General features: G+C 45.6%; 21 protein-coding genes. 4 read left to right on the forward strand and 17 right to left on the reverse strand.

Translation table 11 applies throughout. The features are described from left to right. Nucleotides 1-6: 6 nt before the first annotated feature. The 5 genes from ACY2RQ_RS01840 to ACY2RQ_RS01860 are packed head-to-tail and all read right to left on the reverse strand — an operon-like array spanning nucleotide 7 to nucleotide 5393. The gene (locus ACY2RQ_RS01840; RefSeq protein WP_490111242.1) at nucleotides 7-1185 is read right to left on the reverse strand and encodes a glycosyltransferase; all 1179 of its coding nucleotides are present in this window, start codon (nucleotides 1183-1185) and stop codon (nucleotides 7-9) included. Then, nucleotides 1176-2507 (reverse strand): oligosaccharide flippase family protein, encoded by a 1332-nt coding sequence (locus ACY2RQ_RS01845; RefSeq protein ID WP_490111243.1) that lies wholly within the window; start codon nucleotides 2505-2507, stop codon nucleotides 1176-1178. The genes ACY2RQ_RS01840 and ACY2RQ_RS01845 overlap by 10 nt, the downstream gene beginning before the upstream one ends. A 28-nt stretch (nucleotides 2508-2535) precedes the next feature. After that, nucleotides 2536-3663 (reverse strand): UDP-N-acetylglucosamine 2-epimerase, encoded by a 1128-nt coding sequence (gene neuC / locus ACY2RQ_RS01850; RefSeq protein WP_490111244.1) that lies wholly within the window; start codon nucleotides 3661-3663, stop codon nucleotides 2536-2538. Further along, a complete protein-coding gene (locus ACY2RQ_RS01855; RefSeq protein ID WP_490111245.1) occupies nucleotides 3656-4705 on the reverse strand; it encodes an N-acetylneuraminate synthase family protein in 1050 nt (349 codons plus the stop codon). Before ACY2RQ_RS01855 ends, neuC begins: the two co-directional genes overlap by 8 nt. Nucleotides 4706-4715: 10 nt before the next feature. Beyond that, nucleotides 4716-5393 (reverse strand): acylneuraminate cytidylyltransferase family protein, encoded by a 678-nt coding sequence (locus ACY2RQ_RS01860; protein WP_490111246.1) that lies wholly within the window; start codon nucleotides 5391-5393, stop codon nucleotides 4716-4718. 188 nt (nucleotides 5394-5581) lie between these two features. Between ACY2RQ_RS01860 and ACY2RQ_RS01865 the strand changes: the two genes are divergently transcribed. Then, nucleotides 5582-5797, forward strand: a complete 216-nt coding sequence (locus tag ACY2RQ_RS01865; RefSeq protein WP_490111247.1) for an IS1/IS1595 family N-terminal zinc-binding domain-containing protein — start codon at nucleotides 5582-5584, stop codon at nucleotides 5795-5797. Nucleotides 5798-5864: 67 nt separating this feature from the next. Here the strand turns inward: ACY2RQ_RS01865 and ACY2RQ_RS01870 are convergent, their stop codons facing one another. After that, a complete protein-coding gene (locus ACY2RQ_RS01870; RefSeq protein ID WP_490111248.1) occupies nucleotides 5865-6854 on the reverse strand; it encodes a glycosyltransferase family 2 protein in 990 nt (329 codons plus the stop codon). A 291-nt stretch (nucleotides 6855-7145) separates the two neighbouring features. Between ACY2RQ_RS01870 and ACY2RQ_RS01875 the strand changes: the two genes are divergently transcribed. After that, a complete protein-coding gene (locus tag ACY2RQ_RS01875; RefSeq protein WP_490111249.1) occupies nucleotides 7146-8267 on the forward strand; it encodes a glycosyltransferase in 1122 nt (373 codons plus the stop codon). Further along, the gene (locus tag ACY2RQ_RS01880) at nucleotides 8264-9154 is read left to right on the forward strand and encodes an alpha-1,2-fucosyltransferase (RefSeq protein WP_490111250.1); all 891 of its coding nucleotides are present in this window, start codon (nucleotides 8264-8266) and stop codon (nucleotides 9152-9154) included. Before ACY2RQ_RS01875 ends, ACY2RQ_RS01880 begins: the two co-directional genes overlap by 4 nt. Here the strand turns inward: ACY2RQ_RS01880 and ACY2RQ_RS01885 are convergent. From ACY2RQ_RS01885 to ACY2RQ_RS01910, 6 genes are all read right to left on the reverse strand, one after another. Continuing rightward, nucleotides 9151-10425: a lipopolysaccharide biosynthesis protein gene (locus ACY2RQ_RS01885; RefSeq protein ID WP_490111251.1), complete on the reverse strand. Its 1275-nt coding sequence runs from the start codon at nucleotides 10423-10425 to the stop codon at nucleotides 9151-9153. The genes ACY2RQ_RS01880 and ACY2RQ_RS01885 overlap by 4 nt on opposite strands. Nucleotides 10426-10483: 58 nt before the next feature. Next, complete coding sequence (gmd, locus tag ACY2RQ_RS01890) at nucleotides 10484-11605, reverse strand: GDP-mannose 4,6-dehydratase (protein ID WP_490111252.1); 1122 nt, start codon at nucleotides 11603-11605, stop codon at nucleotides 10484-10486. A 104-nt stretch (nucleotides 11606-11709) separates the two neighbouring features. Next, nucleotides 11710-13140 carry a mannose-1-phosphate guanylyltransferase/mannose-6-phosphate isomerase gene (locus tag ACY2RQ_RS01895; RefSeq protein WP_490111253.1) on the reverse strand — a complete coding sequence of 477 codons (1431 nt, stop codon included), beginning with the start codon at nucleotides 13138-13140 and terminating at the stop codon, nucleotides 11710-11712. A gap of 134 nt (nucleotides 13141-13274) precedes the next feature. After that, nucleotides 13275-15446 carry a GumC family protein gene (locus ACY2RQ_RS01900; RefSeq protein WP_490111254.1) on the reverse strand — a complete coding sequence of 724 codons (2172 nt, stop codon included), beginning with the start codon at nucleotides 15444-15446 and terminating at the stop codon, nucleotides 13275-13277. Nucleotides 15447-15560: 114 nt separating this feature from the next. After that, nucleotides 15561-16109, reverse strand: coding sequence for a polysaccharide biosynthesis/export family protein (locus tag ACY2RQ_RS01905; RefSeq protein WP_490111255.1), 549 nt, complete (start codon nucleotides 16107-16109; stop codon nucleotides 15561-15563). Between the two features lie 310 nt (nucleotides 16110-16419). Further along, nucleotides 16420-17667 (reverse strand): outer membrane beta-barrel protein, encoded by a 1248-nt coding sequence (locus ACY2RQ_RS01910; protein ID WP_490111256.1) that lies wholly within the window; start codon nucleotides 17665-17667, stop codon nucleotides 16420-16422. Nucleotides 17668-18043: 376 nt separating this feature from the next. Here ACY2RQ_RS01910 and ACY2RQ_RS01915 point away from each other — a divergent pair, with 376 nt between their 5' ends. Beyond that, nucleotides 18044-18553: a hypothetical protein gene (locus tag ACY2RQ_RS01915; protein ID WP_490111257.1), complete on the forward strand. Its 510-nt coding sequence runs from the start codon at nucleotides 18044-18046 to the stop codon at nucleotides 18551-18553. A gap of 95 nt (nucleotides 18554-18648) precedes the next feature. Here ACY2RQ_RS01915 and ACY2RQ_RS01920 read toward each other — a convergent pair whose 3' ends face one another. The 5 genes from ACY2RQ_RS01920 to alaE form a co-directional block, all read right to left on the reverse strand. Then, complete coding sequence (locus tag ACY2RQ_RS01920) at nucleotides 18649-19602, reverse strand: ABC transporter permease (RefSeq protein WP_490111258.1); 954 nt, start codon at nucleotides 19600-19602, stop codon at nucleotides 18649-18651. Beyond that, a complete protein-coding gene (locus ACY2RQ_RS01925) occupies nucleotides 19599-20579 on the reverse strand; it encodes an ABC transporter permease (RefSeq protein ID WP_490111259.1) in 981 nt (326 codons plus the stop codon). The genes ACY2RQ_RS01920 and ACY2RQ_RS01925 overlap by 4 nt, the downstream gene beginning before the upstream one ends. Nucleotides 20580-20680: 101 nt before the next feature. Next, entirely contained in the window at nucleotides 20681-22234 is a 1554-nt protein-coding gene (locus ACY2RQ_RS01930; protein WP_490111260.1) for an ABC transporter substrate-binding protein, read from the reverse strand. Between the two features lie 87 nt (nucleotides 22235-22321). Next, nucleotides 22322-24031, reverse strand: coding sequence for an ABC transporter ATP-binding protein (locus ACY2RQ_RS01935; RefSeq protein WP_490111261.1), 1710 nt, complete (start codon nucleotides 24029-24031; stop codon nucleotides 22322-22324). Nucleotides 24032-24576: 545 nt separating this feature from the next. After that, nucleotides 24577-25008, reverse strand: a complete 432-nt coding sequence (gene alaE / locus ACY2RQ_RS01940; protein WP_490111262.1) for an L-alanine exporter AlaE — start codon at nucleotides 25006-25008, stop codon at nucleotides 24577-24579. Nucleotides 25009-25209: the final 201 nt, after the last annotated feature.

The following is a 25209-nucleotide window of genomic DNA, read 5'->3' on the forward strand; positions in this document are numbered from 1 at the left end:
AGCCGACTAAATAATCCCTAATAATTTCTTCCACTCTTTTAAAACTTCATATTTTGAAAATCTTTCAATGTTCTCATTTTTGCTTTTATTATTGATAACAGCAGTGACTTTCTTAGCAATACTAGCAATAATATTTTCTTCAGATTGATCCAATCGAACCAGCTGATTTCCAAAATCCCCAATCAGAATTTCTGATGGCCCTGTTGGGCAATCTGTGGAAACAACAGGAGTACCTACAATGAGTGACTCTATTAAAACCGTTGGCAACCCTTCTGAATCACTAGTTAATAAAAGGCATTTTGCTTTTTTTATTATTGGTAATAGATTGCTCACAAAACCTAAGAAATTAATTCTATGCCCTAAACCTAAGTCATTGACAAGCCTTTTTAGCTTAGTTTCTAATTCACCACTTCCACATACAACCAATGAAATATATTCAGGAATGAACTTTAATGCTTTAACAGCTCTATCCACTCTCTTTCTTTCACTCAAAGTTCCAACAATAACAATATAGTCGTATTGCACTTGATGCTCTTTAGAAATCTCTTTTTTTGCGTCTCCTCTTATCTTTCCAAAATCGAAAGCATTGTAAATGCAATTGACGCTTCCAACAGATGGGCATAGTTCTTTTATATTTTTCGCTGATGCTTTAGATACCGTAATAATATCCTGTTTATGATAGTAATATTGGAGTGAGCGGAGAGACATAAACTCTTTTCTGTTATAAACCTCTGCTGGGTAATTATGAAGAACCATGTAGCTTTTGAATTTTTTTCTGAAAAAAACTTGGTACTCTAACATCGAATACATATTACTATTAAGAATTACTGAAGGTTTAATTCTTGAAATACTATCCGCTAATTTCTCATTAAACAAATACAATTGAACAACTCTATAAATATATCTGCTATATCTGATCCATTTCTTCCCTTTAAATAAAGACAAGGGCCATTTATACGACTTGTAACCAGCCATATTATTTATTGTAGGGGTTATTTTTTTGACCGTTTTTGGACTGATACTATAAACATCAATACCTTTTTTTATTGGGAAGGCAATATTTTTAGGGTCATCAAGCAAGATAGATACAGCACACCCTTCGTCTAGGAAAGATTCTGCAAGGTTTAGAATAACTCTTGATCCACCATTTCTCCCAAGATTATTATTGTAGAAAACTATATGCATGTGCTACTACTCTTAAACTTTATTGTATTGATAAACAATGGAAAAAATTTTCTTCTCAGATCTGGATGGATTAGATACCCTATAAAATCTCCATATATATGGTATGCCGCTAAACTGAATATACCCCCTACAGCACCGTATTCAGGAATTAACCAAAGAGCAATACAGAAGCTTAGAATAACACCAGGCAATACCCTCCAGTAATTAAAACGCTGCAAACCATAAATGTATACTAACCGATATAGTAACCGTGAACTTGCCTGGACTGGCAATAGAAATATCATATAACTGAAAAGGTATGCTCCTTCTAAATACTTTTTCCCATACGCAATGCTATATATAGGTTCTTTTATAAAGTAGACAATGATGGCTCCTGCTATACAAATAAAAAAAGAACCTCTAAGGTAAGACACACTGATATCAACAAACTTATTTTTATCTTCGTTATGTAATATAGTTAATTTCTTATATAGCGCATCGCAGACTGCATTAAATAGTTGTAGTGCAGCGCCACATAAAACAAATGAAACAGAATAGAACGCCACTTCCTTTTCATCAAAATATTTTCCTATAAGTATTATATTCAAATTTAAAGATAAAGGAAGAATTGCCCCTGCAATAATATCTGGCATGGCGTCTTTAAGCATCTTTTTTGCCAGAGTTAATGAAAACCTCATTTTTCTTTTCTTTTTTTTCTTATAAAAAAAGACACTTAAGATCAGGGCAAAAATGCTAGCTTCAACTAGGAAATATAGAGAATACAAAATAACATCGTTTACTTTTAATACATAGAGGCCTGCAACATAAATAATCGATACAAATCTTGCTATAAACCTACCTTTCGCTATAAGGTTAGAATGTTTATTCACCTTGAAATATTGTGCTAACACTTCAGCTCTTCTAAAAAACAGTGATGTGCAAATAACCAGCAATATTATTGGGTAATTTAAACTTTCTTTTTCAATACTTATATATACTTCACTTATAGCAAGCAGCAATAAAAAACCTGCAAATTGAAGTGTGACCGCTGTGCCGATTATAATTTCAGCAGAATGTTTTTCCTCAGAGAAATACTTTAACAACAGCCCATCAAGCGCTAAAGTTGCAAAAACCATTATGAGGGCCAATACCCCCTGACAATAGGCTATGATGCCAAATGTTTCAGGCGTTAAAGCTCGTGCCAGGATAGCAGTACAAAAAAAACCACCTAATAATATTGCAACCTTCTCAAATGAAAGCCATAGGGCACCGCTAATCTCATGTGGAGATAGATGCTTTGATGAACACCACTTTAAAATAAACTTTTTGGGTTTAGATAACATACAATTATTAAGTAATTTCAACAGTACTCTAATGAGGTAGATCAACAAATTGTTTTTGATGAAATGTATCCCATATTTCTTTTTTCTTTAATTCTCTTATAAAGAGTTCATCACTTCTTCCATCACCAAATTCATATACTGGTGGATATATATTTTGTTTTGCCAGCTTAATTTTTTTTAGGATTTGTTGGTTATTTTCAGGTGAATTAATAATGGAATGTGCATTTGCACGATTTGCTTGTCTAGAGCCAAGATTTATAGATGGCAAACCATAAAATGGTGCTTCTCGAACACCAGCACTTGAATTACCAATCATATATTGGGAGTTTTTCAAGAAGGTTAAAAAACATTCAAATCTGATACTAGGAAAAATCCTGAACCGTGAATGACGAGCCAGTCTTTGCAATTCATGAATAATGATATCAGAACCATGATCATTATTTGGATAGACAACAATATAGTTATCACCACTATCCAGAAGCGCATCGACAGTCTGACTGATGTGGTGCGATAAATTATCTGTATCTGTTGTTACCGGGTGGTACATGAACATCGCATATTCTTCAAATGGGATTTCGTACCTTAATTTAGCGTCTTCTAGAGTTGGCAATGAAGAAGAATTCATGATGTCAATATCTGGTGAACCGATAACATAAATACTGGATTCAAGTTCACCCAGCTGTATCAAACGTTTTTTTGCATTTTCATTACAAACAAAATGAATATGTGCCATTTTAGAAACAGAATGACGAATGAGTTCGTCGATGGTACCAGATACTTCCCCCCCTTCTACATGAGCTACAAGAATATTGTTTAATGCACCTACGGTTGCCCCTGCAAGAGCTTCCACTCTATCACCATGGACAACAATCATGTCAGGTTCTAATTCCTTGACATAGTCAGACAATCCTTGAATTGTTTTTGCCAGAATGACATCCATCGTATCTTCAGTATTCTGATTAATGTATTTATAGATTGATTGAAAACCTGATTTTTCCACTTCCTTGGCAGTCATACCATATTTTGCGAGCATGTGCATACCCGTAACAAATAGGTGCTCTTCAAGCTCCTCTGCATCTTCTACTTTTTTTATCAGACTTTTAAGTTTACCAAAATCAGCCCGTGTGCCCGTCAGAAACAGAATTCTCTTATTCATTTTCTTTCACAAACTCCTTTTTGAGCTGTACATCTGCTTCAATATCACAGATGGCAGTTTTGCCAAGTAACTGTTGATACTCTTCAGCCAGAAAGTCACCGGTACCTGGCCTTCTTACCCAAATGTTTTCGCTAGAAAACTTTTGACCAGCCTTAATAGGAGCAATGCTGACTACGCTGGCATAAGCGAAATCAATAGTCACTTTTTCTTCAGCTATAGCGCCTTTGCTGCCACCACGCATCGCTTTAACGCGCTTTGACTGCCTGATAAGCTCGGCACACTCTTTTATATCCATTGAACACTCTATGTCAGGACCCGGGCGGCTTTTATGATCCGTAAAGTGGCGCTCAAGAACAGAAGCTCCAACAGCAATAGCACTTAAGCATGCTAGGTTATCAATACTATGATCAGATAAACCTACTACGGCATCTGGAAATTCTCTTGAAAGCTCTTCTACACCGCCAAGGCGTATCAGGTGGTCTGGAGTTGGATAAACATTAGTGCAATGGAGCAAGCAGTATTGCGTATTATATCTATGAAAGAGATCTACAGATTTTTTTATAGATGCGATGTCATTCATGCCTGTGCTAAGTATCACTGGTTTACCAAAGCTGGCTACCAGCTCAAGTAAGGGATAGTTATTGCACTCACCAGACCCGATCTTATAAGCCTGTACTCCCATACGCTCTAACCGCAATGCTGCTGCACGGGAAAATGGCGTGCTAATAAAGATTGCGCCTTGTAATTCTACGTATTCTTTAAGCTTTGTTTCATCTTCTTCGCTTAGTGCACAACGGGCCATAATTTCATAGATGGAAGTATCTGCATTCCCAGGAATTACCTTTTTGGCATCAGCACTCATCTCATCTTCAACAACGTGTGTCTGGTGTTTGATGATCTCTGCACCTGCCTTTATTGCAGCATCTACCATTTCAAAGGCTGTTTTTAAATTGCCTTCATGGTTAATACCAATCTCCGCAATAACTAAAGGATCGTAATCATAGCCAATTTTACGACCTGATATCTCAAATACTGGTTTCATTTTAATCAACCTATTTTTTAACGAAAAATTCTGCTTTTTTGAAATCTTTAAGATTATCGATATCGATAGATTCTTTTTCACTCATCACGTAGGGGAAAACGCCTACTCTTGGGATCTTTCTACTTTCACTAAACCGTTTTGCAGAAAACCAATAAATTGCACCATTAGGTTGAAGTGTAACTGGTAGATTTTGTCTAGGTGTATATGGTGCATCCTCAAAAAGCATACCAACTATAGAGCCATCTTCATTCAACTTAAAAGCTTTGGCAGCACTATGGTGTGGCTCAAAAACACTGATTACACAGTAAGCATTATGAAAATTTAAACATTCAAAAGCTTCATCAATGTTTTGGGCTGTACGGAGCGGAGAGGTTGGTTGTAATAAACATATGTTATCTATTTTTATATTTTTATTTTCCAGATAAACCAAGGCATGTTGAATTACAGGTTCGCTACCAGATTCATCCTGAGCCAGCTCATCTGGGCGATCAATGATTTCTGCTCCGTATTGACGGCTGATTTCTGCGATTTCTGCGTCTTCAGTTGTTACATAAACACAATCAATAGCTTTTGATTTGTGTGCTGCATTAATGGACCATGCAATTAGTGGGTAGCTATTGAATGGAAGTATATTTTTTCTTGGTAGACCTTTCGAGCCTCCACGAGCAGTGATAAGTCCTATATTCATAATTATTCTCGGGTTACTTTTACCTTATAACCATGCGATTTAAGCAGAGCATGTTGTTTTGCTCTAGTCAGATCACTCTCAACCATTTCCGTAACCATTTCGGTAGTGGGCCAAATGTGTGTTTCAGAGGGCATGTTGGACGGGTAGCCACAATCTCGTCCGTTAGGGCATCATGACCTATTTTCACAATGCCGTGTTTTACTGAAGTTCTCTGCCCCAACTGCACCAGCTCCAATATCCGAAAATCAGGTTTCAATCGTAGTGGCCGCCAGCGTTACCGCTGTAAAAACCAGGACTGTGACACGAAAACCTTTATGCTCGAATATCGCTACAGGGCTTGTATGCCAGGTATTCGAAAACAGGTCCTGGATATGGCAATCAATGACTTTTCAGACAGCTTCTAAGCGAAGCAAACTGTGGGGAATATGACCCTCAGAGATTTAATCTCTTAAACATAATTTTCTTTCGAATTTAGAAGGTGGACAACTTCGGCTTCTTAACAAAAAGAGATACAAGCACCAAAAATGCAGACAACAATGAATGTCTACTAAAGCTGTATTTACTCCTTATCATTAACCTTGCCAGTGTTTTAAAACTACAAATATATTTTTTGAACACACACACAAAAAAAAGAAATAACTTTAGATCTCCTTTTTTTATAGAAACCTTAACAGGATAGTGGAGACCTGACATCACCATTTCATACCATTCTAGAATATTTGTTTTTTTCAGGTCACGATCAATCAGAAATCGCTCAACAGATTTTAAAGATGAGGCAATATCGTATAAAGGTTCTATTTTCTGTGTTATTGCTTCTGGTCGAACACGGTAATAATATCTGGTTTCAGCACAGAATGTTATTCTATTTGCAAGAAACACGATTCTTCCTATAGCATCCAGATCCTCATAATATTTTCCTTTGGGGAAGGATATTCCATAATATAAAAAGAAATCTCTTTTATAAATTTTATTCCATGCGTGACAACCTATTCTTATAAGATCTGATCTTGAAATCACCTGCCCATTACGAAAGCTCTGCTTATTGGTTTTTGTATTTACTTCTCTATCTGTTTGAACATAGTCACAAGCAACTATATCTGATGAAGTTTTTATAATTTTCTCATACATAGATTTTACAAAATCATCATCAACCCAGTCATCCGAATCAACAAACATAAGGTAACGACCAGAAGATTTTCTTATTCCATAGTTTCTGGCATCACTTAACCCTCCATTTTCTTTTCGATAATATTTAAAAACTGAATATTTACAGGCGTACTCTTGTGCAATGACTGAACTGCTATCAGTCGAGCCGTCATCGACAAGAACAACCTCACAATCAGGAAAACTTTGACGACCAAGAGAATCTAAACACTTAGCAATATAGTCAGCCACATTATATATAGGAACTATAACACTGACAGCACAGGACAATTTACTGCCATTATTTTTTTCATTCATCTATTCACAACCTGAAAAATCTTTTTTAGAGTGCCTGTCAAAAAACGCAAGTCCCCTCTTATCACCACTGGGCTCAAACTGATATTCCTGCTTTGTACATTTTTCAATCACTCGCAATAGCACATATTGTAAAATGAAGATACAATCCCGCCTGTTTTACGCTCCATTGATAAATCAGGCCTCCTCTCCAAGATGAAAAGCAGTGTTATTATTGCTACCTACCAGCACACTCAGTATCTGGCCCGCAACCGGGGGAACTGATTTTAACAGCTTTATTTTCAAGGAATTGTCATGACCGCTTACCCATTCAAGAAAACCGTTACCGTGCTAGGTATGTGGGATGTCAGCGCCAAGGGGGGACCAGGCGGAGGGGTCGAAATGATGATGCGCACCCTGCTTAAAGACTGGAACAACTATCAGATTCACCTGATTGTCTATTTGCCTTTCGACTGCCTGGAAGCCCCCCTGGCTGACTTTGGGCCGGGAGTGACAGTGCATCGCCTTGGTTTTGGACCCACCTTTGGACCCAGGAGATTCCAAAAGGCTCTCCCACTGATCAGAGAACAGAACCCTGATCTGGTTATGGCTGCGCATTTTATTTTTACACCCTACCTACTCTGGGAGCGGCTGGTCAAACGACAGAAATATAAACTGGTCTACTGGTGCCACGGACTCTGGGGTAGCTGGAAAATTCTGCCCGAGGCGGCTTTATTCGCCTACTTGGGTGACCATGTTATCACCGTTAACCAGAATCTGGCCCGGCGCATTGCCGCCGTTTGCCCCGGCGTGGGCCACAAGATTACAACTATCTACAACGGGATGGATCTGGGGGCTATTCGTGCCCAGTCCCTGCAGTCGTGCCCCTGCACTATCACTTCACAGCATCCACTGGTTTTTGTGAGTCGTTTGAGCAACATTGAAAAAGGGCTGGATACCCTGATCCAGGCAGCGAATTATGCGGTGAACACTCTGGATTCTCCGCTGCATCTTGACATCATCGGGGACGGCCCTGATCGTGATCTGACGGAAAACCTGATCAAAGATTGTGGTCTGGAAGCCCGAATCACCCTGCATGGCTGGTGCGCCAACCCTTACCGGCATATGCGTCACGCGTCCGGTCTGGTGGTATCCAGCAATATAGAATCCTTTGGATTGATAATTGTCGAGGCCCTGGCGTTGGGTATTCCTGTTGTATCAACCGATGCACCGACTGGCCCCCGGGAAATTCTGAAACAGGGGCAGTATGGATCTCTGGTAGCCGTGGCAGACTACAAGGCTCTGGGTGTGGAAATGCACCGCCTGTATAAGCAGGGTTCCGGTAAACAGGAAAGGCTTAGCAGGTATTCCGAACAGTTCTCCATCACAACCTGTCGCCCCCAATTTCAACAGATATTTGAGCGTCTTTTCTCATGAGTATGAAAAAAATTATTAAAATCCAGGGCGGGCTGGGCAATCAAATGTTTCAATACGCCTTTGCCATGGCGTGTGAAAAACATGGATATCAGGTTTTTTATGACACTACAAACTTTAGTTTTGATTCTCTACGATCGCTGGAGTTAGATACTGCCTTTAACCTGTCACTGAAGCTTGCTTCCTCCTCAGACCTCACTCTCTATAAAGGCCGGACAGTAGCGCTGCTGGGCAGGGAGTTGTCATGGCGTAAGATAATGAACAAAATCCGTGGCACCTCTCGACACAATCCTGAATATTTTCTGGAATCGATTTACCTGTCTCACCAGTCCAATGTCATTGATTCAGACTATGGGTACTATGACGGCTATTTTCAGAGTTATAAATACTGGGATGCCTGCTGCGATCAGATTAAACAGACCTTTACCTTTTATAAAGTGACAGACCCTAATCACCAGCTGGCTGAGCAGATGCAAAACAGTTCTTCGGTCGCAGTGCATATCAGGCGTGGAGATTATGTCAACCATCCGTTATATACGGGTATCTGTGACCACGACTATTACACACGGGCAATTGCGTATATGAAACAGCGCCTGCCAAATATCGAGTGGTATATATTTTCAAACGACATCCCCTGGTGCCGTGAATACCTGAACCTCTCAGGTCATCAGGTACATTTTATTGACCATAACCAGGGGTCGGACTCCCATCTGGATATGTACCTGATCAGCTGCTCACAACACTGCATTATCGGCAATTCGTCGTTTTCATGGTGGGGAGCATACCTCAACCCCCACGCCAACAAAATTGTCATCACACCTTCACGCTGGATCAATCATCCAGATTTCCTTATGGACGATATGATTCCCCCCGACTGGATTCAAATTTAACCCTGACGACTGGGCTGAGAGGGGCTGAGGGCAGAACGCCCCTTTCTGAAAAAATAGATATACACCAGAGTCAGCACCATGATACACATCATCAGCTCACGACCCACCACAGCATAGACAGGTGCCAGCTTGCTGGGGGCGAACAGGAAGAAAACGGCCACAAATGTCCCCATGCAAATCCACGGCAAAACAAACAGAGTTCTCTTTTTTTTGTTAGCCGCTAACAGCTGACCGACAATATTATGTACAGGAATCAGTACTATCACCCAGGCCATAATCCGTGTCATCTCAATCGCCAGCTGGTACTCGGGAAACAATAGCCCCAGAACCAGCGGTGCCAGCAGCCAGTAGCCAAAGGCTATCGTCACAAGCGCCAGCCCTAGCAGAGCAATGGGTTTTGCCCTGGAAATCAGATCATCAAAACCTGGCTTCATCTGCGCAAATCGTGGCAGCGTAACCTGAGAGATAGAACCCAGCAAGGCACCTGTCATCGTGGGAATTGTGCTGGCGACGGCATATTCTGCCAGAGTCGCCGAATCATACCAGTGCCAGATCAGCCAGGTATCCAGCAACGCCACCACCGTCCAGAGAACGCCCAGCACTGATAAATACTTTCCATAGGACAGCGTGTGTTCAGTCTGTGGCGCAGGGGTGGGCGGGTCATCCACCCCATGGGGAACCACCCGCCGGTATTGCAGATAGTTGACGGCAATAGGAAGAAGAATCGCTCCCAGCAGTATCAGATAGAGATTTTTGGTAAGAACGGCTATCGCAATCAAGCCAATTGAGACCACAACCCTGGTCATTGAAAGCAATAGAGATGACTGCCAAAAGCGTTGCCTGCCCCGCAGATACAAATGATAAACGGCATAATTTTCATACAGCGGCACAGCAACTGCGACTATCGCAATACCTAACCCTACATGGGTATTGCCCTGATACAGATAGTATCCGGCTACACCAAGGCCTGTGATAAGTCCGATCAGCCCCCACCGAAACTTGTGTCGTCTGATAGTACGCAGGGACACGGTATGCCCCCGGGCAATATCCAAAGTCACCGCTTCTGCCATGCCAGACAGAGTAAATATACCCAGAAAGCCAATAAACGACATGATATAGCGATATTCGCCAAACACCTCTTTATCCAGGAGTTTGGTTACAATCACCATCACAGCCAGGCCTAGAACGGCCACTATTCCCTGACCAGCCATCACCCACACACTCTGAACAGCAAAGTGGCTTGAACGCACCCCAAAATCTCTAAACCGCACCAAAAAGTTCCATATCTGTCTGCGCCACACGGCGCTCTATCAAAACCAGGAAGAAAGGTTACTCGCGGGTCACTTTCACTTCATAACCGTGGGACTTGAGCAAAGCGTGCTGCTGCGCTTTGGCCAGATCATGCTCAACCATCTCTGCCACCATCTCTTCCAGTGAAGTCGTCGGCTCCCAGCCCAGTTTTTGCTTGGCACTGGATGGATCACCCAGCAGGGTTTCCACTTCAGCAGGACGGAAGTAACGGGGATCAACAGCCACAATCTTCTGTCCGGCTTTCAATCCAGGCGCCTTCTCAGCATCAAAACTTTCCACATAACCACACTCTTCAATACCCGCACCTTCCCAGCGAATATTTACCCCCATGGCCCGGGCAGTCAATTCCACAAACTGGCGCACGGAATACTGGACACCTGTCGCTATTACAAAATCTTCCGGCTGTTCCTGCTGTAGCATCAGCCATTGCATTTCCACATAGTCACGGGCATGGCCCCAGTCCCGCAGGGCATCCATATTGCCGAGGTATAAGCACTTTTCCAGCCCCTGACTGATATTACTCAGCCCCCGGGTAATTTTTCGGGTGACGAAGGTTTCACCACGGCGAGGAGACTCATGGTTAAAAAGGATACCGTTGCAGGCGTACATACCGTAGGCTTCCCGGTAGTTTACGGTAATCCAGTAGGCGTACATTTTGGCGACGGCATAAGGGGAACGGGGATAGAATGGAGTCGTTTCCTTTTGCGGAATTTCCTGAACCAGACCGTAAAGCTCAGAAGTAGAAGCCTGATAAAAACGGGTTTTCTTTTCCAGCCCCAGAAAGCGGATTGCTTCCAATAAACGCAGAGTCCCCAGAGCATCCACATCTGCGGTATATTCCGGTGATTCAAAGGATACGGCTACATGGGATTGTGCCGCCAGGTTGTAAACTTCATCCGGCTGCACTTCCTTGATGATACGGGTCAGGTTAGAGCTGTCGCTTAAGTCACCATAGTGCAGGGTGAAGTTCTGATGCTCTACGTGCGGGTCTTCATAAATATGGTCTACACGCTCAGTATTAAAGGATGAAGCACGGCGCTTGATACCATGCACTTCATAGCCTTTCCTGAGCAGAAATTCAGCCAGGTAAGAACCATCCTGGCCAGTGACGCCGGTAATAAGTGCAGTTTTCTTAGTCATAAAATCTCGGAAATTTTCTGTTTAAGCTATCCATTCCCATTACTACTGCCAGCAGAGCTGAAGTCACTTCTGGTATAAATGGATCATGGATAGGTTAGAGGGATTTACCGACCATATCTGTCTTTTAGACGAACGATATCGTCTTCACCGAGATAAGAGCCTGTTTGTACTTCGATAAGGTGGAGTGGGATTTTTCCCGGGTTTTCAAGAGAATGAATCTCACCGATGGGAATATAGGTAGACTGGTTTTCTGTCACCAGAATTTCTTTTTCACCCAATGTCACTTTTGCAGTTCCACTCACCACAATCCAGTGTTCAGCCCGGTGGTGATGCTTTTGCACCGATAGTTTTTCACCTGGGTTTACTGTAATGCGTTTAACCTTGAATCGATCACCATTATCAATAGAGTCATAGCAACCCCATGGGCGATAGACCTTTCGATGCAGGGTTGCCTCGGTACGGCCTTTGGCTTTCAATTGCTCAACAACCTTTTTTACGTCCTGAACCTTGTCTTTATGAGCCACCAGAATAGCGTCGTCGCTTTCGGATATCACCAGATCATCAACGCCAACAGTAGCAATCAGTTTTTGTTCAGCCCGGATATAGCAGTTTTTGCTGTTATGGGTAATAACATCACCGGTTGAGGCATTGCCCTGTTCATCTTTTTCCCCCAGTTCCCACAGGGCCGACCAGGACCCTACATCAGACCAGCCGGCATCCAGCGGTACCATCACGGCATCAGCCGTTTTTTCCATAATGGCATAGTCGATGGAATCATCAGGGCAGCTGGTGAACGCTTCCTTATCCAGGCGTACAAAGTCCATATCTCTTGTGGACTGTTCTGCAGCCGCTTGACAGGATCGATAAATTTCAGGCTGGAAGGCCTGTAACTCTTCCAGATAACGCCTGGCACCCACCAGAAACATTCCAGAGTTCCAGTAGTAATTACCGTCGCTCAGGTACTTTTCAGCTGTTTCCAGATCAGGCTTCTCAACAAATTTTTCAACTTCTGAGCATTCTCCCCGATGAATGCCTTCCCGGTGAATGGCCGGGTGCTGACTTTTTATATAGCCATAACCCGTTTCCGGGTGAGTGGGAACAATCCCAAAGGTAACTATATTACCCTGCTCTGCACTCTTTCCAGCCGTGGCAACAGCTTCCTGGAAGCTTTTATTGTCTTCGATAACATGGTCAGCAGCCAGAACCAGCAGTAAAGCATCTTCACAACCTTTTAACGCTTCAAAAGCCGCAACTGCTATAGCAGGAGCGGTATTACGTCCGACAGGTTCAAGGATAATGGCTTGATATTCAATACCCTGCTGTCGGGCTTGCTCAGCAACAATAAACCTGTGCTCTTCATTCGCAATAATAAGGGGTGCTACTGCATGAGAAATACCTTCTAACCGTTGTAGCGTGTTCTGCAGCATGCTTTTTTCGTTAACAAGTGGCAGGAACTGTTTTGGGTAATAAGACCGGGACTGCGGCCACAAACGACTGCCTGAACCACCGGACATAATGACTGGAATAATCTTCATAGGGTAATTATTTTCAGAAAACGGCAAAGAGCGGAAAAACCATTTCCACTCTTGCTTTAGATGTTTTAAATGTTTTAGAAAGGTTTCGAGCTGGTACCATATTTATGCCAGGAGCCTGTTGGACTCAGGTAATATTAACCACTCTGACTATAGCCCTCATAGTCATAATACCCAGAGTTATAGCCATAACGATCCTTCTTATCCGGATCAACTTTATTCAAAACAACTCCGGTCAACGGAGCCTGCGCCTGCAGCAGACGACCAATAGCATTGGAAATGACCGGTACATGCACACGCCCGGTTTCCACAACATAAACAAGCCCATCACTGGCCTTACCCACCATCAAGGAATCACTTACGTTTTGCACCGGAGGACAATCCAGAATAATGGTGTCGTACACTTTGCGCAGGGCTTCCAGCATTTTTCCGAAACGCTCACTGGCCAGAAGCTCTTGCGGGTTAGGAGGAATCAATCCAGAGGGCATAACATCAATATCGTCGTGGCTATGAATACACTCACTCACCTGGCTGGAACCACTCAGTACATTAGAAAGCCCCGGCAAGCCGCCTTTCATGCCTAAGCGCTTACCCAGTGTCGGGCGGCGCATATCACAACCAATAATCAGGGTTTTACCCAACTGGCCCATAGCCATTGCCAGGTTACAGCTGACTGTGGACTTCCCTTCACCTGGCACAGAGGATGTTACCGCGAATATTCGATGATCTTTATCAAGTGCGGTTAAACTCAGGCTGGTACGGATCGTCCGGACAGCCTCACCAAAACCATGCTCGCTTTTATCATTAAACAGGGAGTGAATCTCTTCCTCTGTTTTCTTCTTGATTACCGGCAGCAGGCCAAGTACGGGAAGGTTCAGCTTGTCTTCCACATCTCTTGCTGAACGAATAGTGTTATTCAGCATTTCCAACAGGAATGCCATACCACTGGATACCAGCAATCCAAGAATTGCAGCTATAGCAACAATCAAACTTTTCTTTGGTTTTACCGGGCTGTTAGGCGTAAAGGCCTTGTCGACAACACGAGCATTGGCTGTTTGCAGGTCACTGGTCGCACTGGTTTCCTGAATACGCTTAAAGAAAGCGTCGTACAGATCTTTGTTAGTCTTTACTTCCCGCTCAAGGGCCCGCAACTGGAACTGTTTACGGTTAATATTTTGAGCCTGGGTTTTGGCTTCAGCTACTGCCCTGGCCAGAGAGGCTTCGTTGTCTTTTGCAATTTTATACTCTCGCTCAATACCATTAACGATTCGCCCAATCTGGTTTTCAATATCACTTTTTATACTGCGCAGTTCGCTGCGGGCAGAGATCATCTTCGGATGCTTGGAACCATAACGGCGAGAGAGTTCCTGTACACTTCGTTCAACTTTGGATTCTTCCTGTTTCAGATCCTGAATCAGGGGATGAGACAACACTGCGGGTAGAGAGCTGAAGTCCTTCTCCCCTTTCTGTTTACTGACCTGAATCTGGCGGTAAATATTGCCGGACACAGTCAGGGTTTTGCGGACATCAACAAGAGATTCCGTCAGAGCTCTCAATTCATTATTGGAGATAGTGAGTACACCCTCCAGCTCAATCAGGTTCTCTTTTTCACGGTAGTTTTGCAGCTCTTCTTCTGCTGTTTTCAGTTTGCTGGAAAGGTCTTCCAGACGTTGCTGCATCCAGGAAGTGGCACTTGTTGTCAGAGACAGCTTGGCTTCCAGATAGGAGCCGATATAGGCATCAGCAATTTCGTTAGCGATTTGAGCAGCCAGCTTTGGACTCTCAGAGGTTACACTGACCTTAACAATCTGGGTTTTCTTAACAGGTGTAACGTCAACATTATTAAGCAGCGTATCAACAGTAGCATTAAGGATACGCTCTTCCCGCCCCTCTTCATTGTCAGGCTTAGTCAGGCCAAACCAGTTTCTCCAGTTCAGAAAGCCGGCATACCAGGGCCTGGGTTGAAGGCTGGTATTAAACTCAGGGGTATTCAGCAGGTTCAGTTTTTGAACTACCTTTTCCATCACCGCACGGGATTTCAATACTTCATACTGAGTATTCAGATAGCTGTCACCACCACTGTCAATCCCATACATTTCTTCAATTGAAACAACCTTGGCCTGCTCCTGCTCAATCTGCAGAACAGCTGTCGCCTGATAGATGGGAGTAAGAGAAAAGGCGATCAAAATCGCTAACAGGGTAACGGCAAAGGTAAAGCCCGCGATAGCCCACTTGTGATTATTCAGAACATGGAAAATTTCCGACAGAGAGATAATATCCTCATCCGTCGAAGACTGATTGGGAAGCATATTGGATTGATTCATATTATAAGAACGAAGAGTTCAAAAGAATGCAAAAGATAAAGTGATTATCCTGCGTTTTTAGCAGCGCAGGTTCTGATGTTGGAACCTGCAGAAAAATGATTAAAAGAAGCTCTCTTTTACATTCACGATATCCCCCGGCATCACAGGCCTGTCCAGCCCGGAAGTGATGATTGTTTTCTTGCCATTAACCTCACGGGTGACAGACACTTTGGTTTTCGAGGCTCTTTCCGTAAAACCACCAGCCAGGGCAATGGCCTTTTCGAGAGTCAAACCGGGTTCAAAAGAAAAGCCTCCAGGTTCTTCCACCTGACCCCGTACAAAAAACTTCCGATACTCTGTAATGGTGATATTGACTTCAGGGTCAATCAGGTAGTCTCCCTTTAACTCACGGGTTATTAACCCTTCCAGCTGTCCAACAGTCAATCCGCGAACCTTGATTTCCCCCAGAAACGGATATGAAATAGTGCCAGCATCAGTGAGCCGTTTTTCAACACTCAGATCGTCTTCACCAAATACATTAACACTCACCATGTCCCCGGCATTCAGCCGGTAGGTGGAATAACTTACCGCTTCTTCAGCCCGGACACCTGTAGCCAGCCAAATAGCGACCCAGAAAATACATGTCCGTTTTCTGACATATCCGATCATAAGTAATCTCTAAAGGTTTTTTGTCGAAATGGATACAAATATTGGGCACTCAAGACAAACAATCAAGACAGGCTACCGCCCTTTCGGAAGACCCACCCGAAAAAGCCAAATACCAAGAAAATCTTCCCCAAAAACTCAGGAAGAGGACCATCAGCCAAGCCGGGAAATATCGAGATATTCCGCAAACTTCAGCAATCCAAGGGTCTTTGCGAAAAAAGGGTCGGGATGCGCCAATAAAATCAGACGCATCCTTTCTTACAATTACAACCTATACAATGACAAACTGCACAACCGCAGACTTACAATAGTTTTACAGCGACGCTTCCAGTGTTAAACGATAAACATTTCTCTTGTAATCTTCATCCGCAACACCCGCAACTTTTACACTTTCATTACGTACATCACGGGTATATCCGGCAGAAACATTCAGCCAACGCTTCACTTTCCAGGTCAAACCAAGGGAAACAGCGTTAATGTTTCTGTCTTTCTGCTTAATACCAGAAGCACTTTCTACTCCTTCATCAACAACATTCCAGCTTACATTACTGCTTAAACGCGTTGTCCAATCATGATCCCAGCTCAAGGTTGTATTATCACCTTTAGTAAAAGTCTGGGCAGAGGGAATATCTGCAGTAAAGCCATAGTTACGGCCAGAACTCAGGGTGAAGGTGGAATAGCTCACTGGCTGATAAGTCACGCCAATATCCCAACCGGTAAAGCTCTTGGTACCAACACCGGGCACCTTTGTATCCCGGGAACGACGACCGATCTTCACAAAACCACTGGTCTTCGCAGTTGCCTCCCAGTCCAGACCTACCAGTATACTGGTAACATCAAAACCGGCCTTTTCGACAGAATGATTACGGTAATTCAGGTCACGCCTGTTCACTTCCAAAAGCGCATTGGTCTTTGGCATAACCCTGTAATAGAAGGTACTTCCATATTTGGTTTCTCTGGTATCCTTAAACTTCAGCTTGTCATAAGTTTTCGTTTCAATATTACCGAAGAAATCAATGTGGGCCTGTCCCTCCAGAGAGCCAAAGCTGTAGGTCGCACCCAGTGCTCTCTTTAAAAACTCAGGGGGTTTGGAGTCAGATTTCCGAGTAGAACCTGCATCATGGAGCTGACCAATAAACGCGGTCAAATCAAGACGATTCCGGCTGTTAAAGTCCTGTTTGATCAACAGGTCAGCACTCACGTCAGTAAAATCAGACTTTCTCTCCTGGAAATAGGTATTATCACTGGCAGACAGAAGTAAACTATATTCACTCAGGCCTTTTAAAGCCTTAAACTCCAGCGCCGGAGCGATACTGAGGATATTGGAAGAAACTTTATTATTCTTCTGCTTATAAATATTGTCATCGTGGGAATAGGTCACCCCAAGGGTAGGAATCATCTGAAAACCACCCAGATCAACACCCATAGGCTCAGCTATTGCACCATAAGAGACTGCAGAGGCCAACGGAGACAGACACACCACAAAAACACCGGCATTCACCAGACCTTTAACTCCGGATGCTTTTGCTCCATTTACACACTGCTTTCCTTGCCCTGGCATACTGCCTCCCCTTTATTTTATCTGTACTTGTTAAGGTTTTTGTAAAGATTTTTGTAAAATGTGCGAGAAGTGTACTTTATAACGAATGCGCTTTACCAGTACAAAAACGACTTGTTGTTTGTATTATAAATGTCATATTTCATCTTCTTTATTACTCAAACAAAACGAATCACAACCCATCATATGGCATATGTCGTATATGAATCACATATAGAAAATCAACAAGAACACTGAACTCTATTCATACACATCAAACTCCATGTATAATCCTTGTAAAGTGTGCTTAACCAATCAGCACAAAGAAAAAGCCTAATCCTGATAAAGTAAAATCACCAAAAACGGCAGATATTGCCAAGGAAGACAAGGAGCTATCATTATGAAAAAGTCACTATTGGCACTGGCTGTCAGTGTTGGGATCACTTGCGGAGCAGCTTCCATTGCTCACGCCGATGCCACTGCTGATGCCACACAGGTTGTAAGTCAGGCAATCAGTGCCGGCACTTCTCTGGAAGCTGCTATCAAGCAGGCTATGGCCATTGAAGGGGCAGACCTCGCACAGGTCGTCCAAAGTATCATTGCCGCCAACCCAGGCAAAGCTGCCGATATTGCCGCTGCCGCTGTTTCCGCATTCCCCAACTCTGCGGCTGATGTCGTTTCTGCTGCCGTTGCTCTTGCTCCGGCCAGCAAAGCCGAAATTACCGCCAAAGCTATTGCTGCAGCTCCAAAGCTGGCCGCTGCCATTAACAACGCAGCCAACAATGCTCTCGCAGCAGCTGGCCCTGGTGGCATAAATAACGCCACAACCCCAGGCCGGGCTCCAGCCAGTGCCACTCCGTCTTCCAGCGGTGGCAATAACAACAACAATGCCATCAGCCCGACCAGCTAAGCGTTAGCGCCTGTTTATGGCTCATGTGAGTCAGGCACTACATAATAAAAAGCGGAGCCATGAGGCTCCGCTTTTTATTATGTCTCTATTCTCCGTTACCCCTTATAAAGCTTCGGATTCATCACATCCCGCAGCCAGTCACCCAGCAGGTTCATAACCAGCACCAATACCACTAAAACGGTTCCCGGAATCACTGTAATCCACCAGCTTCCAGAGAAGATATATTCAAAACCGCTGGAGATCAGAGAACCCAAAGACGGCTGGGAGACCGGCATCCCCAATCCCAGAAAGGAAAGTGCCGCCTCACTGATAATGGCATTAGCAATCTGCACGGTAGAGATAACCAGAATCGGTGACAGGCAGTTAGGCAGAATATGGCGGAACATAATCCGGCCGCTGCCAAAGCCCATCACCCGCGCCGCTTCCACATACTCTTTCTTCTTTTCCGCCAGCACAGAGGCGCGAATGGTTCGAGCATACTGGGGCCATTCCGCGATACCAATCACCAGTATCAACATCAACATCGCCAGCTGGCTGTAAAGCTCGGTACCAAAAGAGGCCTGAAATACTGCCAGCACGATAATCGCCACCATCATGGTGGAAAAGGACAGCTGAATATCCGCCGCCCGCATCAGGAAGCTATCCAGTCGGCCACCGAAGTAACCGGCACTCAGCCCCATCACCACACCCAGGAACATCTGCAGCATTACCGCACAGAAACCGATCATCAGCGAGGTACGGGTTCCATAAAGAATAGTGCTGAACAGATCACGACCCTGGTCGTCTGTTCCCAGCAGGAAGCGCTCTTCACCCTCTTCTGCCCAGGACGGCGGCAGCTCTGAGTCCATAATATCAATTGTACTCAGATCATAAGGGTTGGTGGGAGCCAGAACCGGAGCCAGCAGTGCGGCACCGGACATCAACAGTAATATTATAAAGGAGACAATAGCCACCTTGTCGCGAGTAAAGCTGTGCCAGAAGTTCGACTGTTTAAAGCGCTCCCAGCGACTCAGGCTGGAAGCAGGGGCAGCTACAGATGCACCGCTCATTTTTCACCTCCCGCCAGGCGCACAGTGGGATTAATCAGACCGTAAAGCAGGTCTACCAGGGTATTTACGATAACGAAGATGGCACCCACAACTATCAGGTAAGCCACTATCAACGGCGTATCCACACGATTCACCGCCTCCAGGAACAGGAAACCCATGCCCGGCCATTGGAATACGGTTTCCGTCAGAATGGTATAGGCGACCATGGTGCCTATCTGTACACCACCTACGGTTACAACCGGCAGCATGGTGTTTTTGAGAGCATGAAGGAAGTAAACCCTGACCTTACTCAGGCCCTTGGCCTTGGCAAATTTCACATACTCGGTATGCAGGGCTTCCACCATCTCGGAACGAATCAGACGAATAAACAGCGGCAGCATAATACTGGCCAGAGAGACACAGGGCAGCACCAGATGCAGCAACCCGTCTTTGTTGAGGTAGCCGGTATTCCAGGCACCAAACACATGAGTCAGCTCACCTCGGCCATAAGAAGGCAGCCATCCCAGCTCAATAGAGAACAGCCAGATGAGAAAAATCGCGGTCAGAAACACCGGGACGGAAATCCCGAGAATACTCCAGCCCAGAATCGCCCTGGTCAAAAAACTGTTGGGGCGAATTGCGGCATACACACCGGCCGGAATGGAAATCACAATAATCAGCAGAGTCGCGCCAAACACCAGCTCCAGGGTGGCCGGCAGCTTCTCCAGAATCACCTGCAGGGCAGGCTCTTTAAAAAAATAGGAGGTTCCCAGGTCACCCTGCACAGCCTTGGAGATAAAACGGCCGTACTGCACCAGGAAGGGATCATTCAGACCCAGCTCATCCCGCAACTCCTGACGCTGGGCTTCAGAAACTGACTGCCCAACCAGCTCCCGCAGCGGGTCTCCGAGATTGTCCTGAATAGAGAAACTTATCAGGCTGATAACAAACATCACTATCAGCGCCTGAAGCAAGCGCCGGGCAAGAAATCCAAGCATAAATCTATCACTTATTCGGCTTAAATGGGGTCAGGTACATTTTCTGACTATTTAAATGGGGTCAGGAAATGTACCTGACCCCATTTAAGCCCGAGCGCTGGTTATTCCTTCACTACCAGATCACCCAGGTAGGGGAAGTCCATAATGTTAACGACTTTGGCGGCATCAACCTTGGTGCTGGAACCCCAGGCCAGGTTCTGCCAGTGCAGGGGTACAAAAGCAGCATCGTCGTACAGGATGCGCTCAACCTTCTGCAGCATTTCGGCACGCTTGGAAGGATCGGTCTCGCTGCCGGCAGCCTTCACCAGAGCATCCACTTCCGGATTGCAGTAATTACCGGAGTTGTACTGACCCCAGCCGGTTTCCGCATCGGGACAGGCCAGCAGATACTCAGTCATGTTGGCAGAGTCTTCGGTATCGGCGTGCCAGCCGATCATCATGATATCCGCAGCACGCTTGTCGAACTCGGGCCAGTACTGGGCCTTGGGCATGGTCTTCAGGTCAACCTTGATGTTGATCTTGGAGAGCATGCTGGCCACTGCCTGAGCAATCTTGGCATCGTTCACATAGCGGTTGTTGGGAGCCATCATGGTGACGGTGAAACCGTCTTCATAACCAGCTTCCTTCATCAGCGCTTTGGCCTTCTTCAGGTCGTAGCGGGGAGCCAGCTCTTCCACATAACCGGCATAGCCTTTGGGGCCCTGCTGAGCAGCGGTGGTGGCGAAGCCACGCATAACCTTCTTTACAATGCCCTTGTTGTTGATCGCGTGAACAATAGCCTGACGCACACGCTTATCCTTAAAGGCTTCAACACGGTCCTGGTTCAGCTGGAAGCTGATGATGCGAGAACCACCCATGGTGACCAGGTCAGTAGAGTCGGTCTTTTCCAGACGCTTGTGGTCTGTGGGAGGCACCGGAGCGATAAAGTCCACATCACCGGACAGCAGTGCAGCAACACGGGTAGGAGCCTCTTTAATGGGAGTCAGCACCAGCTCATCCACGTTACCGGGAGACTTCTTATCCCAGTAGTCGGCAAAGCGGGAGTAAACCACTTTCACACCCTGCTGGCGGTCGGTGACACGGAAGGGGCCAGTACCGGACTCATTACGGGACGCAAAGGTATCAGAGTGCTTCACCAGCTGATCCTTGGGCTTACCCTTGTCGTCCAGGCCAGAGTAGAAGACGCTGTCCATGGGGAAGATATAGGTGGCAGTGTTCAGCACCAGCGGGTAAGGACGCTTGGTCACCAGGTCCACGGTGTAGTCGTCAACAACCTTCATCTCGGCGAAGGGTTCAAACACCCCCTTGAAATCAGGGCTGGTCAGCAGACGATCAAAGGTCCACTTCACATCTTTGGCGGTCAGGGTGTTACCGGAGTGGAACTTGACCCCCTTGCGCAGATGGAAGCGCATGGTCAGGTCATCGATACGCTCCCACTTGGTGGCCAGGCGGGGCTCAAATTCCAGATCCTGGGTCCAGCGCACCAGAGGATCAAACACCAGATGAGACATCTGCATAGTACCGCCGGAGAGCTGCTCGTGCGGGTCCAGAGAGACCGGATCAGCATCCAGGGCCATTTTTACGGAGGCGGCCTGGGCACCAGTGGCCAGGGCACCGGCCATTACCATACCGGCCAGTAGTTTCTTTATCTGCATTAACTTTCCCCCTTGGGAGTGTTTTTTTCTGCTCTTATTCTATTTAAATGGGGTCAGGTACATTTTTAAAAATGTACCTGACCCCATTTAGATCAACCCTTCTCTGGAGAGATGATCCAGATGGGGCATAACGTCAATCAGATTACGGGTGTAGTCCTGCTGCGGGTTGGCGAACAGGCTGTCGCAGTCGTTAATTTCAACGATTGCACCCTGCTTCATCACCGCGATACGGTCACACATCTGCCGAATCACAGGCAGGTCGTGACTGATAAACAGCATGGTCAGCCCCAGCTCATCCTGCAGGTCTTTCAGCAGGTTCAGAATCTGGGCCTGAACGGAGACATCCAGGGCCGAGGTTGGTTCATCACAAATCAGAAACCGGGGACGGGTCGCCAGTGCCCGGGCAATAGAGATACGCTGGCGCTGGCCGCCAGAGAACTCATGGGGATAGCGCAGGCCGGCGGAAGCGCCCAGACCGACGTGATCCAGCAGGTCATTAACCACTTCCCGGGTCTGACGCTCGGACTCGGTCAGTTCATGGAAGCGCATGGGCTCGGCGATAATATCCGCCACAGTCATACGGGCATTCAGGCTGGAGTATGGGTTCTGGAACACCATCTGAATCTGGCGACGCAGCGGGCGACGCTGTTTCTCCGACAGCTGTCCCATATCCTGACCGGCAAACATCACACGACCATTGTCCGGTGCATAGAGGCCGGCAATGACCCGTGCGGTGGTGGACTTACCGGAACCGGACTCACCCACCAGCCCAAAGGTTTCGCCCTCTTTTACCGTGAAGGAGACATTATCGATAGCTTGCACATAGCTGCGGTTCTTTTCAAAAAAGGCGGGCTTGGTGACAAAGCGCAGATCAAGATTCTCAACCTTGAGCAGCTCACCGTCACGAACTTTACCAAACACCTCTTTCTGACCCAGCCAGTGATTCTTCACATCAATCGGCCTGGACTCATCCTTCTCGATATATTCCACCCGTGGAAAACGGTGCAGGCGAATATCGGCCCGGGGCACAGCAGAGATCAGGCTACGGGTATAAGCGTGCTGCGGGCGTTCCAATACATCCATGGTTGCACCACACTCCACCATTTCCCCCTGATAAAGCACGGCAACACGATCTGTCGTGTTAGCAATAACACCCATATCATGGGTAATCAGAATGCAGCCAACATCCCGTTCCTTGCAGAGCTGGCGGATCAGATCCAGCACCTGATTCTGAACGGAGACATCCAGAGCCGTAGTGGGTTCATCAGCAATAATCAGTTCCGGCTCACCGGCCAGGGCTATAGCAATAACCACCCGCTGACGCATACCACCGGAGAACTGGTGCGGATACTGCTCCAACCGCAACTCTGGCTGAGGAATGCCCACAGCATCCAGCAGCTCCACCGCCCGCGCTTTGGCTTTGGCCTTGTCATAGCCCAAAGTAGCAATAATGGTTTCGGTCAGCTGAGTGCCGATGGTGAGCAGAGGATTCAGGGAAGTCATCGGATCCTGGAAGATAAACCCGATCCGTCGGCCTCGCACCTTGCGCATGGCTTTGCTGGACAGGCCATGAACCGGCTCACCATCCAGAATAATGGAACCCCCGGCCACACGGCCAGGCGGACTGAGAAGATCAATAATACCATTACCGATGGTTGACTTACCGGCACCGGACTCGCCAACAAGTCCGAGGATTTCTCCCTTTTCAACCTGGAAAGAAACATCTTTGACCGAAACCGCGACACCGTGCCGGGATGGAAATTCTATTCTGAGATTCTCGACACAGAGCAGCGACACGCTCTATCCCCCTGAATATTTTATTCGTTGTTATTGCGAGGCAGGACAATAAAAAGAACAGTTCGACAGCTCTTTTTTCTGCTGACCAGCATTGTTCATGACATATTATTTTACCGGCAGGTAAATTTTAGAAATATAGCCTGACGCTTGAATAAGCCCGACTATACCAAAACAGAAACAAAAACTTAAAGCCTCTATTTCACTTTTCAGATCAATCACTTACAAATAACCCATAGACAGAAATATTAACTACATAACAAGATAAAACAGAGAAAAACCCCAAAAACCCGCACATTACCATTCGCATAGCAGCAGTAATCTACAGGTACTAAACAATCTATAGGCAATAGGCAATAGGCAATATAGATATTAGTGCCTAACAAGCATTATTAATGAAAGCAAGAACTAGAAAGAAAAAAAGAGGAAAACAGAAGCAAGACCTAAAAGGGAGAGCAGAAAGGAGAGGGTAAAAAGGAAGCCGTATGCTTTCACACATACGACGACTGACTTATTAACAATATGAAATTCAAGCCGTTTAATAAAAATTAAGCTGCCACCGCCATATCAGGAGCAAAACGGCTGCGACAGAACTGCATCCACAAACCGTAGGGACGCGCTGCCAGCAGCATACCACTTATCTGCCCAGCCGCAGCGGCCAGTATGGCGTCCAGCCCCGCACCGGTTGTTGCCAGGATTAATATATACACCGGCATCTGGAACAGGCAGAAGGCCACAATATCCAGGCAGGTCTTACGAATATATCCACCCTGATCCCCACGCCCGATGGCCATAACCCAGTCACGGAAAATACCATAGGGGCGGGCAACGATCATATTTACCGGAATACTTAACGTTCGTGACTGAAACATCTGGGCCAGTGTCAAACCACTCAGAAGCTCAATAGCACCGCCAAAAAGAATACCGAAAACAAGCAGGGCAAAAGTATCTGCCACAAAAATACGCCGGGTTTGAGACATCCCAACCACCACCAGAACAGGGCCAAAACAACAGAGCAGCCGTAAGCACAGAAACAAGGCTGATGACAGAAAATAAACTGTAATTCAGGGTGAATATATCTATGCCAGAGAAGAGCCCGAACAGGCTCTGGCACAGAATTCGGCGCTACTTTACATCCATGACGCAGGGCACACAACAACTGCAGGCTAATCAATCAGCAA

The organism is Parendozoicomonas sp. 209JJ7-1, from assembly GCF_058147085.1.